12 protein-coding genes are annotated in these 13,638 nt (G+C 39.3%); 2 read left to right on the top strand and 10 right to left on the bottom strand.

Translation table 11 applies throughout. The features are described 5' to 3' along the window. Positions 1 to 75 precede the first annotated feature (75 nt). Positions 76 to 564: a hypothetical protein gene (locus H6F45_RS22465; protein ID WP_096572402.1), complete on the top strand. Its 489-nt coding sequence runs from the start codon at positions 76 to 78 to the stop codon at positions 562 to 564. A 789-nt stretch (positions 565 to 1,353) separates the two neighbouring features. Here H6F45_RS22465 and H6F45_RS22460 read toward each other — a convergent pair. From H6F45_RS22460 to radC, 3 genes are all read right to left on the bottom strand, one after another. Beyond that, positions 1,354 to 2,676 carry a DUF697 domain-containing protein gene (locus H6F45_RS22460; RefSeq protein WP_190348427.1) on the bottom strand — a complete coding sequence of 441 codons (1,323 nt, stop codon included), beginning with the start codon at positions 2,674 to 2,676 and terminating at the stop codon, positions 1,354 to 1,356. A gap of 480 nt (positions 2,677 to 3,156) precedes the next feature. Next, positions 3,157 to 3,762 carry a Uma2 family endonuclease gene (locus H6F45_RS22455; protein WP_190348426.1) on the bottom strand — a complete coding sequence of 202 codons (606 nt, stop codon included), beginning with the start codon at positions 3,760 to 3,762 and terminating at the stop codon, positions 3,157 to 3,159. Between the two features lie 122 nt (positions 3,763 to 3,884). Next, on the bottom strand, positions 3,885 to 4,616 hold the full coding sequence (gene radC / locus H6F45_RS22450) for a DNA repair protein RadC (RefSeq protein WP_096572405.1): 732 nt from the start codon (positions 4,614 to 4,616) through the stop codon (positions 3,885 to 3,887). A gap of 123 nt (positions 4,617 to 4,739) precedes the next feature. On the opposite strand from radC, the gene H6F45_RS22445 reads away from it, so the two are divergent. Continuing rightward, the gene (locus H6F45_RS22445; RefSeq protein ID WP_190348425.1) at positions 4,740 to 4,895 is read left to right on the top strand and encodes a hypothetical protein; all 156 of its coding nucleotides are present in this window, start codon (positions 4,740 to 4,742) and stop codon (positions 4,893 to 4,895) included. Here the strand turns inward: H6F45_RS22445 and H6F45_RS22440 are convergent. The 7 genes from H6F45_RS22440 to H6F45_RS27145 form a co-directional block, all read right to left on the bottom strand. After that, positions 4,874 to 6,928, bottom strand: coding sequence for a ribonuclease R family protein (locus tag H6F45_RS22440; RefSeq protein ID WP_190348424.1), 2,055 nt, complete (start codon positions 6,926 to 6,928; stop codon positions 4,874 to 4,876). The two genes, H6F45_RS22445 and H6F45_RS22440, sit on opposite strands and share 22 nt — an antisense overlap. Before the next feature lie 24 nt (positions 6,929 to 6,952). Beyond that, on the bottom strand, positions 6,953 to 7,114 hold the full coding sequence (locus H6F45_RS22435) for a hypothetical protein (RefSeq protein WP_190348423.1): 162 nt from the start codon (positions 7,112 to 7,114) through the stop codon (positions 6,953 to 6,955). Between the two features lie 348 nt (positions 7,115 to 7,462). Then, positions 7,463 to 7,678, bottom strand: a complete 216-nt coding sequence (rpsR, locus tag H6F45_RS22430; protein WP_096572408.1) for a 30S ribosomal protein S18 — start codon at positions 7,676 to 7,678, stop codon at positions 7,463 to 7,465. Positions 7,679 to 7,681: 3 nt separating this feature from the next. Next, the gene (gene rpmG / locus H6F45_RS22425) at positions 7,682 to 7,876 is read right to left on the bottom strand and encodes a 50S ribosomal protein L33 (RefSeq protein WP_096572409.1); all 195 of its coding nucleotides are present in this window, start codon (positions 7,874 to 7,876) and stop codon (positions 7,682 to 7,684) included. A 43-nt stretch (positions 7,877 to 7,919) separates the two neighbouring features. Next, entirely contained in the window at positions 7,920 to 8,489 is a 570-nt protein-coding gene (locus H6F45_RS22420; RefSeq protein ID WP_190348422.1) for an RDD family protein, read from the bottom strand. A gap of 229 nt (positions 8,490 to 8,718) precedes the next feature. After that, entirely contained in the window at positions 8,719 to 11,847 is a 3,129-nt protein-coding gene (locus H6F45_RS26750; protein ID WP_190348421.1) for a bluetail domain-containing putative surface protein, read from the bottom strand. Positions 11,848 to 11,919: 72 nt separating this feature from the next. Continuing rightward, positions 11,920 to 13,638: Calx-beta domain-containing protein (locus tag H6F45_RS27145; RefSeq protein WP_199301888.1), on the bottom strand; the 1,719-nt coding region annotated here is incomplete at its 5' end.

Here is a 13,638-nt window from a genome sequence, read left to right as displayed (position 1 = left end):
GTTAATTTATATTTGTTGTCAAAGTGGTTTTCTTAGTTAGAAACTAGAAATAGATTTAACCAAGCAATTATTGTTATGAACACTATTTCTAACCTGCAATTAAAACGCTCAACTTGGCAAACCGCCACTCTGTTGACCTTGGGCTTTTGGCTCAGTTCTAGTCTAGTATTAGATTGGGTAATTATGCCTAGTCTTTACATTACTGGCATGATGAAGGAAGCGAATTTTACCACTGCTGGATATGCAATTTTTTGGAATTTTAACCGCTTAGAATTACTAGCTGCTGCTGTTGTCTTGACATCTGTGCTGGTTATTTGCAAGACTAAATCTAATTGGTGTTTGGGAAGTATATTTTTATCTTGCTTGCTGTTAACAATAGCTTTGCTGGATACCTATTTTCTAACTCCGCAAATGTGCGCTTTGGGTAGTGATTTAAGTCTATTTGCTAGTGCAGGTGGTGTTCCCTACAGTATGAATTTACTGCATGGTAGTTACTTTATGCTGGAAGTTTTGAAAGTATTAGCGTCTGGGGTGCTGTTAAATCGTTGTTGGAAAGAAGCTTAGAGGTTGTTTGAAAAGTCTCTCATGGGGTATCAAATATTTTTACCGGGATCTAGTCTAAGTGGACTCGTTGAATCAAAAATCTGCGCTCCTTTAGGACCATTGGGTTAAATTTACTCATTAGCATCTCCATAAGCGTAGCCTAAAACTGTTGGGGACAATTCATGAATTGTCCCTAAATTCATTTCACCAGATGTCAATTGATAATTTTCCTGACTAATTCTAACCATTAGACTTGTCCAGAAAAGAAATTATGGAACTTATTTATGCGGGCAGGTCGAAGCTTATGGGATATCTAGATGTCTGATTTTTCCGTCAAATTATCGCCCATAAGCTTCGCCCCTACAACTTATGACAAATTAATACATTCTATTTTGGAGAGGTCTATTGATTACCAATTTCTGTTAATTGTTTATCTGCTTCTTTCTTGGATATATCTTCATCAGTAGTAGTAAAATTATTCAAATTTTTTACTTCTATTTATTAGTCTAGGTTATAATTTTTGTCTTGAGTATCTTTTTTTAGTTATCTGTTGACTCCTCTGGGTGGTGTTCATTCTTATTGCTCCTTATTGAGAATGGGGTTTAATGACGTTTTTGGTGATTTACTATTTCTCAAATGCCTTTTTTCAATCTCTATGTTTATTTTTATGCTTACTTATATTCTTTTTCCCCGTGTTTTCTCTCTATGACAGTTGAGGGTGCGGAATGTGGATTATAACTGCCATACCAAAATACTAGCATTATACTGGCATTTTTTTCCTGTACTCTGGTCTCTTGAATTTTCTAATTCCTAACTTTTCATGCTCTTAAACCGTTCTTTTGCCCCTTCAAAAGCCTCTTGCATGACATTTTGAATTTTTTGAGGATCTGGCTTTTTTCCACCCATTAAATCCCCAAAATACACACAAGCAGCTTCACCTAAAGACCATGTATAAGCACCCGCCCAAGATGCCGCAATAACAGTACCCAAACCAGGGACAAATTTAATTAATTCCCGTGCCACTGCTTGAGCTAAAAAACCACCAGCAATGGTACTTACAATACCCCCAGCTTGAGATGGTGTCAATGTCTGACCATATAATTTACCCAATAATCCCACCATTGAAACTTGTAAAGCTGTTAAAACTGGCATAGTTGCAAAAGGTAAAGGTACAGCAGCTAAAGTACCTGCCATAATGGAAAAAGGTAAAATATATCTTCTAGCAGCATCACGATAAATATTACTTAATTCCTTACCTGCTTGTTTATCTAACAATTGATAAATAGCTTTTGATTCAGCTTCCGGTAAAAGTTCAGCTAAATTATCTCGCAGTGCTTCTAAACCATAAAATACTGGAGTATAACCATCTGCTTCTAAAGTAAAATCAATCAAAACTGCCCGATCATATAAACCAGTAAAATTATTTTTAATTTCTGTAAAAGCCCGGTTTAATTCCTCAAATTCTGGGGGATAATGGGGATGATTTTCTATTTCTAGTGGATAAATTTCATGCAAACAAGTTACCGCTAACAAACAGGGAATATTGGGATATTGTTGGCGTAATTTTTGGGCAATATTTCGCAGAGTATCCGTAGCAAAATCATTAATTTTCACAGTCAAAAGGAAAACCCTAGCACCATTAATTTCGGTTTTTAAATCAGTGATTAACTCTTGAATAATAGTTTCCGTATCTTTATTAACATCACCCAAACCCACCGTATCAGTAAATACAATTAAAGGTAAATCATCAGCAGGATAAGCATAACGTTGGGTATTTTGAGTATGGGGGCGAAAACCCTGGCCAATAATTTCCGCAGAAACCCCGGTTAAACCGCGAACAATAGAACTTTTACCCGTTTGGGGTTTTCCTATTAATAAAGCTTCTGTAGTCGGTAGTTGAGTGCGGATAGTTGCTAAAATCTCTGCAACTTGGGCATCATTGACACTAAACCATTGTCCTATATTTTGTTTTACTTGTTGTTTTACTTGGTCTACTGGTAGGAGTTGGGTTAATTTAGCAGTAGTTTTACTGACAACACCAACAATGCGATTTTGCCAAGAATCATTTTCTGACTTGGGTTTTGGTGCATCCGTTGGTGTGTTGGATGAGTCTGGGTTGGGTTGTTCAGTCATGGGTGTAATTTTAATAGGCCACCATTCCTAGTATAACTTGTCTTGTGAACCATGTAAGCAGCAGGATTCAAAACCCTTCATAAATTAGGAGATTAAGAAAATGGATAATGTAGAGAACTTACGAAAAATATCTCTCGAACCCTCTTTCCTTTGTGTCCTTTGCGTTCTTTGCGGTTAGTTTTTCCGTGAGTTGTGCGTAAGTTCTAATGTAGATAAATTACCATCAAAAGATTGCAAATTGAGGAATACCAAAAACTCAATTTTTTACCTGTTTTGTTCTTTGAAATAACCTATGATATCAGTCTCAATCAGAACACTGAAGATTAAAGGATTTTTAGGATGAACTGATTTTGATCATCTAAAGCAAAAAGATCATTAACATCACATCGTTATGAAAAACATCCTGTAAATCCTTAAATCCGGGATATCCTGATGCAGACAGATAAAATGCTAATCCCATAGTTTAGCTAATCAGCAAATTTATTTTGGTAAAATGTCATTCAGTCGAAGTTCTAAATTCGGTAAAATGCGAGAAATAATTGACTCACCAAGACGATACTGTTTTTGGCTATAATCATCACCACTCAACTGACAAACGGTGAAAGTTGGCTGTTTCGGTCTACCGATAAAAGCGACACCACCCAGCCCTCGGTAATCAGCAATCCAATATTCAGGGATTCCTAAAAGGGCGTATTCTTCAACCTTGCGAGCATAGTCAGTTTCCCAGTTACTACTCACAACCTCAACAACTAATTTAGCTGAACGACCATGAGTGATTACTGGTTCATGTTCCCAAAGAGGTTCATTAAAGAGTACGGTTTCATCCAAAACAACAATATCAGGTCTACGGGCAGTAATAGCGTCAGCAAAGGGGCGAATTAGGCAAGTGCGGGGAATAAACCAAGGTAGTTGGGCATTAGTAATAGCAATACCGATTTTAGTCGCTAGTTTGCCACTGACGGTTTCATGAGGTCCAGTAGGTTCCATATCAATTAGTTCTCCGTCAGCCAACTCATAGCGCGGATTATCGCTATATTTGTCCAGAAAATCCTCAAAGGTAAGAAGTTTTGATGGTACATAAGTCATGGGACTTTTCCTTTTTACAGTATATTTCATGTCAATGAGGTACAAACTGAAACCATAAAACCCTTGTGGAACAGGCAGGATGCCTGTTAATCCTGTACCGCATAACTCAGGAAACTGCTGTATCAATCCTCTTGTGGGCAATCATCCCACAAAGTAGTAATTTCTCGCAAACTCTGATGAGTACCATTACCCAAAATCAAATGATCCAATAGAGGAATATTTAAAAGTTGCGCCCCTGATAATAATTGCCGAGTTAATTCTATATCTGCTTCACTAGGTTCTAGATTACCAGAAGGATGATTATGGGCCACTATCATCCGTGTAGCACCATGTCGAATAACTTCCCGAAAAATATCACGGGGAGAAGCTAAAGTTTCCGTAGCAGTACCAATAGTAATTATTTTTGTCCCCAAAAACCGATTTTTCACATCTAATAATAAGACTGCAAACCGTTCTTGACTTTGCCACATTAAGTCTTGACTCAGGGTAGCGGCCGCCGCAAGGGGACTATCAATAACCGCACCCTCCGCAGGACGGGATAAAAAAACCCGTTTACCTAATTCTATCGCTGCCAGAATTGATGTAGCTTTTGCAGAACCCACACCATGAATTTCCATTAACTCTGCGGGGGTAACATCCCGTAAAGCAGCTAAAGGATCTCTTTGATCTTTTCCTAACTCTTGTAACATAAGTTGCCCTAAACCGACAGCAGACAGTTTACCCGGTCCTTGTCCAGTTCCTAGCAGAATAGCAATTAATTCCGCAGTGGCTAATATTTTCGCTCCATGAGTCATCAATCTTTCACGGGGACGCTCATTTTCAGGTAGGTCGGCAATTCTGAGGCAATAGGTCATATACAAACCAAGGGATTATGCACCAAGATGGAACTATATTTTATTTATCCCTTTTTCAAGCTCAAAATTATATCTGGGGGGGAAAATATTTGTTAAGGAGTCAGGAGTTCAGGAGATGGGGAGGTGGGGAGAAAAAGATTTTTCCCAGTCACCAGTCACCAGTCACCAGTCACCAGTCACCAGTCACCAGTCACCAGTCACCAGTCACCAGTCACCAGTCACCAGTCACCAGTCACCAGTCACCAGTCACCAGTCACCTACCCACTAACAGCTTCTTGATAAATTATCTCTTGAAACTGAATGATGTCTTTTTGAGGATCAGCAATGCTGACTTTTACTAATACTTGTTCACCTAAACTTACAGAACGCCTAAAAACCATTGGTAACTGTAAACCCAAGTCTTCTAAGAGAATTAATGCTAAGTTGCTATCTTCCCGTAACCACATCAAAATTGTGACTTGCCATATTTCTTCAGGATTACGACGTAAATATTCTAAAGCATAATACCTGTTGGTTTGCCGTTCTACCATTGTTAGTTCTTGGGTGGTAGTGCTGACGGTCATCATCACTTCTTTGAGTTGTTCGGCGGAAAATGGCAAATCTTCACCCCGTAAATGTGCTTTCAGTTGAAAGTGGGTAAGTAAGTCGCTGTAACGACGGATGGGGGAAGTTGCTTGAGTGTAAGTATCTAAGCCTAAACCGGCATGACGTACTGGGGTAATACTCATTTCACTTTTAGGCATACAGCGACGCAGGGCGCAAAAACGAACGAAACCGGCGGGAAGCTGTAAGAGTTCTTCTTCTGGGGGTAGTTCTGGTTGGGGTTGTCCGCGAAAGGGCAGGGGGATATTATGAGCTTGACCATAACGTGCTGCTACTTCCCCAGCAAGGATCATCATTTCTGCTACTAACTGCCGAGATGGAGAATCATCTAATATATCAATGCTGATATCATCGTCTTTGACTTTGATCATTGCTTCGGGCATATTGATGCTGATCGCGCCTTGGTTATATCGCCAGGTTTTCCGCTTTTGTGCCAAATTGGCGATCGCCTCTATTTCTGGTTCTGCTTGTACTCCCAACTCCAGCATTTCATCTACATCTTCGTAGGTGAGGCGATAGGTAGGTTTGATTAAAGTGGGATGAATACTATAGTCTTCAACTGCACCGCTTTCATCTAAAACTACACCAAAGCTGAGAGCGCAACAAATTTTCCCCTGTACCAAACTCATTGGACCTGTAGCTAAGACTTCGGGGAACATAGGTATCATTCCCGTAGGTAAGTAAACTGTACTACCCCGTTTTCTCGCTTCTAAATCTAATTCATCTTCTGGCATTAACCAGCGGGTAGGATCAGCAATATGCACCCAAAGCCGTTGTCGTCCATCGGCGAGATTTTCACAACTTAAACCGTCGTCTATTTCTGTGGTACTTTCATCATCAATAGTGTATACCTTGAGATGTGTTAAATCCAGACGATTGGTGTCTAAGTCTGCTGGTGGAAAATCCAAATGTTGTTGCGCCACTTCTAATACCTTACTAGGGAACTGAACGGGAATTGAAGAACGACGCAGGAACAGGTTTTCATGGGGACTCCACCAACCCAAGTCGATCAATAGTTGCAGGGCTGCTTGAGGAGTTGCAGAACGTCCCAGCATATTCATGGTTTCTAATACTGGGGCTGGGGGTGGATAATTCCGTACCAAGGCCTCCGCATTTATCCCCATTCGCACAATATCCGCCACGAAAGTCGCATATTTTTCTAATGCTTCCAAACGCTGGCGGTCTGGTTTTTGCCATTCTACGCTTTCGCCTTGGAGTGCCTGTTCTACACGCGCTAAAAATTCCTGCTGTCCCTTGGCTTTTTGCGCTTCTACTTCTATTTGGTGTTTCCGTTCTGCTACTTGTGCGGCGCTGCGTGGTTCGTAAACATCGCCTTTTTGCTTGAAATACATTTTATCATCGGATAACAAGCAATGGGCGGCGTAACAGTGCTGTGGTTCTGATTCTGAAAACAGCAAATTTGCCATTTGACTGGGAGTGACTGTTTCCCCGTCTTCCACCAATATTTCCCAAGCTACTTCTAAACTAGATGGATCTAGATAGGTTTGAACTTGACTTAAAAAGCTGGGAATGTCAGCAGGTTTATAAGTTTGTCCATTAACTGTATAGGTTAGTTGTCGCGGCGCGAGGCTGTGGGATTGACCTCGTTCATCTACCACAAACCAACGGGTCTTTCCGTCTGGACGATCTACCACTCCCAGACGGCGATCGCCTTGAACCCTAAATTCAACTAGCGTCCCCTTCTCCACAACTCTCGCACTCTTTTACTAATTTTAGATTTTAGATTTTAGATTTTGGATTTGTTTTAGGTTGTTAATGGGTAATTGGTAATGGGTAATTGGTAAACACTCTTTGCTGTCACCTGTCACCTGTTCCCTGTTCCCTGTTCCCTGTTCCCTATCACCCAAATCCCAGGATTGGAAATCTCGAAGCATATTATACACTCCTTTGGCTGGAAGCGAAATTTTAGATTTTGGACTGAAAGTAAACGTTTCATTGTTATTACCAACGTTACTTTTGTTGGATTTTTACAGCAGATTACAGATAAATCTGGTACACAGTCTCACTTGAAACCTAGACAGAAAGAGAGTTTTACTTCTGATTTCTGACTCTTGTAATGGCGAAGCATTCGGACGACCAGTTATCAATTTTTGTCCAAAGTAAGGGCGAAGCATTTGGGCGAACAATCATCAATTTTTATCACCGTTTATTTTCCGAATGCTGCGCCCCTACGACTCCTGACTTCTGCTCTAAAATCCTTTCATCCAAAATCCAAAATTTTTTTAGCCTTCGGCGTTGATAAATGGCAATAAAGCCACAATTCGAGCGCGTTTAATCGCTAATGTTAATTGCCGTTGTTGTTGTGATGTTAACCCAGTAATGCGTCTGGGTAGAATTTTACCACGTTCAGTGATAAATTTACGTAGTAAATCAACATCTTTATAATCAATTGGTTCTCCTGGCTTAATTGGCGACAGGCGACGACGATAATAGCTCATCTCTTACTTAATTTCCTTGTGAACAGTGTGTTTGTTACAGTGGGGGCAGAACTTTTTCAGTTCTAAACGGTTGGTGGTGTTCCGGCGGTTTTTGGTGCTGGTATAGCGAGAAACGCCTGGAGAACGCTTGTCTGGGTTGGTTCGACACTCGGTGCATTCTAGTGTCACTATTATGCGGGCACCTTTACTCTTAGCCATAATTTTACAAACAGTAAAGCCGGGAGAGATTTAACACAAATGACTATCTTCTCACATTTCGCTGCACTTTTTCAACTAATCGCTTAATTTTTAGCTTAATTTTTAAATCCAGCGAATAGCCACGCCGTGAGGAAACAATTATAGTTCTAGCATAGCGGTCATGGAAAGCCTGTTGCATCTGAGGATCTGACAAGGCTGCACCACAGTCAATTGCTAGAGGTAGCATTAGCAGTATAGCAGTGGGATTAGCTATTATATTCGTTAAGCAAATGGAAACCAATAAACAGCTACCGCCAATAATCGCTTCACGCTGTAATAATGCTTGTAATTCTGGTATTCTGCTTACGGGTTGTCCGTTTTCTATTTCTAACACTTTTAAATTTACTGCCCATCGTCCTAAACTTTGCCCCTGATTGTTGTAAACTATGATGACCCGTAGAATTAACCAAGCAAGGATAAAAACGAAAATTTGGATAAATTGAATACCTAGATTATTTGTTCCTAAAAGAGAACTAACTAACCATACTGCTATAAAATCTATCCCTAGTGCCATGCCACGGCGGATAATTTCTGGCTTGGGATAGTGTTTTTGTGGTGTTTTAATGATAGTCATAAAGATTTGGGAATTATAAATAGATATTTGCTATAATTCAATTATTATGTAAATAATTTTAGTTGTAAAAATTTTCTAGATTGAGATAATGCAAATCAGCATTTCCGAGTTTTCATGACTCGCAGGGAAAAATTAATTAAGCGTGGAAAATTATCTGAAATAATATCTTTCAAATAATATCTATTGATTTAGGAAATAGGGAATAGTGGGCAATGCCCACCAAACCTAATTAAACTGTGACAAAATTACTAATTCCCAAAGTTCCTGTTAAACCAGTGACTTCAATAATGGCATCGGTTGTAGCATTAAAACCAGTCGTAGCATCATTAATAGCTACAAAGGTACGAGTACCAAAGCTAAATTGAGCCGCAAAATTTGCCCCAAAATTAGTTGTTGTTAATTTAGCACTAATTCCCACAGCATCTAAAGTTGCAACTGTTCCTACGTTATTAAATCCTGCTCTTGTATTAGTGACAAGAAATAAATCGTTGCCAGTGGTAGCATTGAAATCCGTAATTACGTCAAAGCTACTCAAAAGAGAATGGGTAAGGGTTGTGTAGCTAAATCTATCTGTACCTACTCCACCTGTGAGGGTATCTTTGCCAACTCCACCAACGAGGGTATCGTTTCCGTCTCCTCCATTGAGATTATTATTTCCGGTGTTACCTGTGATGACGTTATTCAGGGTGTTTCCTGTTCCGTTAATAGCTGTTGTTCCCGTTAAGGTGAGGTTTTCTACGTTAGATCCCAGAGTGTAAGTAACAGAAGATTGAACAGTATCAGTTCCTTCATTTGCATTTTCCCAAACATAATCACCAACATTATCAATAATGTAAGTGTCATTACCTGCACCACCCAACAAAGAATCAGCACCAGTGCCACCGTTTAAGGTATCGTTACCAGCATAGCCACCAAGATAGTTATTTCCACTGTTACCTGTAATAACGTTATTCAATTCGTTACCGTATCCACTTATGTTATCTGTGCCTGTGAGAGTGAGGTTTTCTAAGTTAGCTCCCAAGGTGTAACCAGAAGAGGAAGCTTGTACAGTATCAGTCCCTTCATTGGCATTTTCGGTAATGCTCACACCACCTATAATACTACTAATAATGTAAGTGTCGTTACCGAGTCCACCAATTAAAGTATCAAAACCTCCACCAGCATCAAGAATATTGTTACCATTATTGCCGCGAATGGTGTTGTTGTTAGTATTGCCAGTTCCATTAATATTTGCAGTTCCCGTTAAGGTGAGATTTTCTACACCAGCAGGTAAAATGGTGGTGACACTTGCTTGTAAGGTGTCGCTAATTGTTACTGTTCCTACATTTTTACCTGGTATTAAAACAGCACCTGTGGCATTAGAAAGTGCAACACTGAAGTTTTTATCAGCTTCGGAAAAGTTATCATTCAGGATGGGAACACTAATGGTTTTTGTGGTTTCCCCAGCATTAAAGGTGAGTGTACCGGAAGTGGTTGTGTAATCATAACCTGGAGAAGCACTTTGACCACCTCCATTGTAGTAACCAGTAGCATATTGGACGGTGACAGGGGTGGTACTGGCCGCAGCAAGAGTGACGGTTAAAACTGCATTTTGAGGAGAGGTTTGACCTTCTACTACAGTGACATTGTTAATACTTAGACCGGGTAATGTAGAAGGTCTAGCTAAATATAATTGATCTGATTTTTGGAAAACAAAACTATTACCAGCAATAGTCACATTACTAGGATAATTACCATCTGCGGTAACTTGTGTAGTTGTTGTACCATCGTAAACAAAGATATTACTACCAGAACCGCTATTAGGATTGTCTACCCATGCCACTTTGTTGTTTGCAACTGTAAAATTTCCCGGATAGTAATAATTAGAGATACTACTACTTAGGGTGATTGTTGAAGTGCCATTGTTGAGTTTTAAAACTCCAGAATTTTCTGCCCAAACAACCCAATTACCATCAATTTGAAAAGGTAAATTAGGAAGACTATAATCATAAGGAGAGATTAGCAACTGACTGGCTAGTTGAGTTGTGGTGTTGGTACTACTGTTGTAAAGGTGAAGAGAATAATTTGTACCGTTGTATTTAGCATAAACAACTTTATCCCCTGAAACTTGTGGATTATAAACCTCAGCATTATTTGTCAACTGTGTTGTAGTTGTACCGTTGTTGAAAAACAAATTTTCTGCTGTACCATTCCAGTTAAACCAGGCTACTTTATTAGCAGAAATTACTGGACTATAATCATCGGTAGTATTGTTTGTCAGTTGAGTTGTGGTTGTGCCATTATTGAGATAAATTTCATAATCATTACCATCCCAACCAGCCCAAACCGCATAAATACCAGATAATTTTAAATCAAATTCATCAAAACTATTGTTAGTCAGTTGAGTTGTGGTTGTACCATTACGGCGAAATATTTCTACATCTGTACCATCATTGCTATACCAAACGATATTACTACCAGAAATTTGAGGTGCGTAGTCGTTATTAGAGTTATTAGTAAGTTTGGTTGTTACACCACCATTGTAACTATAAATCTCTTTATCAGTACCATCTGTTTTAGCATAAACAACGGTATTTCCAGAAATGCTAAAATCAGACTGGCTAGTTGAGGAATAGACAGTGTTGGCTATGGGTATAGTAGTTGAGCCATTATAGAGGTAGAGAACAGCGTTTGCACCTTTACGACTGCCCCAGACTACATTATTGTCAGAAACTTTATAACTAGGATTTGGATTAGGATATGCTAAATCGTAATACTGAAATTCGTAATTAACAGAACCTAATTTAATGGTCTCATAAACTGTAGTTCCTGATGCTTCAAGGGAAATATTTCTCCCTTTTAAGGTGATATTTTTGCGATCATCTTCATTTTGAATCTGGCTGATTTCACTATCACTTAAAGTCACACCTCTTAGTAAAGCTGAGAAATATTCTCCTTCATCACCTTTAGTATCTGTACGGTTAATTCTGTAATCTAAATAATGTCCAATTTCTTCTAACAGAACAGCATTAATTTGAGATTGAGTTGCACTTTGTAGGAAAGTATCAGACAAATAAATTTTATTGCCTTTGGCAGCATAACCACCATTTGCTGTACCCAATACACTACTGCTGATAACTTGAACTTGTGGTAAAAAACTGAAGTTATTATTTTGCCATTGAGAACGGATAGATGCAGCTTTGTGGTGATTGTAATTAGTTCCAAAAGCCGTTTCTAAAATTGTCCAGAAATTGTCAGAAATGGCATATTGTTTTAAGATCTCGTAGATAGAGGAGATGATTTTGGTAGAAGTCTGTCTGGTGGTCATATTATTTTGTACTCTGGGTAAAAAGTCAATTTTCTCAGTTGATTTTATCATTGTGCTGAAATTTTAAATCCCCCTCGGTTAAAAAGGGGGATGTAATTGATTTACAAGAGAAAAAACCAAAAATTAAGCAATCAAACTAAAATCACTACTACCATTCAGGGTAATATCAAGATTGCCTAAACGAGCAAATTCAAATACTGTTCCTGTACCCAAAACATTACCATCTTGATTATAGAATACACTACCAGTGCTTTGACTATAAACAATCCGAGCATTACTAGAATTAACTAACTCATCATCAGTGACAACAGCAAAATCAGTTAAAGTCTCTCCTGGATTATTAGTAATAGCATTAAAGGTTGTTTTACTCAGTGCAATTTTGTCTTGTCCTTGATCAAATTGGGTAATGTAATCGACACCTAAACCACTACCAAACACCCCATTACTTTGGAAAAGATATTGATCATTACCGACGCCACCACCGAGAATATCATCACCCAGTCCTCCCCACAGTGTATCATTTCCTGCTAGTCCTTGCAGTTGGTCATTACCTGTACCACCAATAAGCAGGTTATTCAGAGTATTACCGGTTAACCGATCATTTCCTGATCCACCAGTGGCATTTTCAATGACATTGTTAGCAGAGAGAATGAGTTTGAGATTACTGTTAACAGTTTGTGATGTAGCAACACCCAAATTCACATTTACACCAGCAGTCGTGCCAGTAAAGTCAAGAGTATCAGTTCCCCCATCTGTAGCTTCAGTAATTGTGTCAGTTCCCAAAGCACTATTGACAACAAAAGCATAAGTGTCATTACCACCTAACCCAGTAAGAGTATTATTAGCACTATTACCTCTGAGGACATTATCACCTGCATTACCTGTTCCATTGATAGTAGCTGTTCCCGCGAGAGTCAGATTTTCCACACCTGCGGGTAAAGTTGTGGTAGCAGAAGCAGTCAGGGTATCAGTAATAGTTGTGGTAGCAGTGGTTTTAGTTCCTAAACTGGCATTAATGGGAGAACTCAAGGTGACTGTAAAGGTTTCATTTGCTTCATTGATGGCATCATTGATGATGGGGATAATGATAGATTGAGTTGTCACCCCTGGGTTAAATGTCAAAGTTCCTGTTTTGTTGGTATAGTCTGATCCTGCTATGGCTGTGCCGTTATTGGTTGCATATTGGACTGTAATAATTTGGGTACTGGCAGCAGAAAGAGTAACAGTATAGGTAAGGTTTTGTGGACTGGTTATACCTTCAACAATTGTCTGGTCTGCACTGAGGTTAATTGTGACAGATGGTGCAACATCATCATTAGTAATAGTTCCGGTGACTGCTGTGGTTGTACCAACGGTGTAACCTGTACCAGCTACTAATGTTAAGGCTACAGTTTCATTACTTTCAACTGTGGTGTCTGTTGTGGGATCTATGGTTAGGGTTGCTGTACTTGAACCTGCTGCAAATGTAATGGTTTTTCCTGTTCCTGGTGTTGCACCTGTATAGTCTGTACTGTCGCCTGTTCCAGTGATGTTGTAGTTGATGGTTAAGGGGTTGGTAATGTCATCTGTTCTGGTAAATGTGTAAACCAGATTGGCTGTTCCATCTTCTGTTACTGTATCAGGAGATACAGCTAGGGTAATAATGGGGAAATCATCATTGGTAATAGTTCCGGTGACTGCTGTGGTTGTACCAATGGTGTACCCTGTACCAGCAGCTAATGTTAAGGCTACAGTTTCATTACTTTCAACTGTGGTATCTGCTGTGGGATCTATTATTAGTGTCGCTGTACTTGAACCTGCTGCAAATGTAATGGTTTTTCCTGTTCCTGGTGTTGCACCTGT

Origin of the sequence: Sphaerospermopsis sp. FACHB-1194 (genome assembly GCF_014696235.1) — a bacterium.
Lineage (GTDB): Bacteria > Cyanobacteriota > Cyanobacteriia > Cyanobacteriales > Nostocaceae > Sphaerospermopsis > Sphaerospermopsis kisseleviana.
This window is presented reverse-complemented; position numbering and strand designations above follow the sequence as displayed.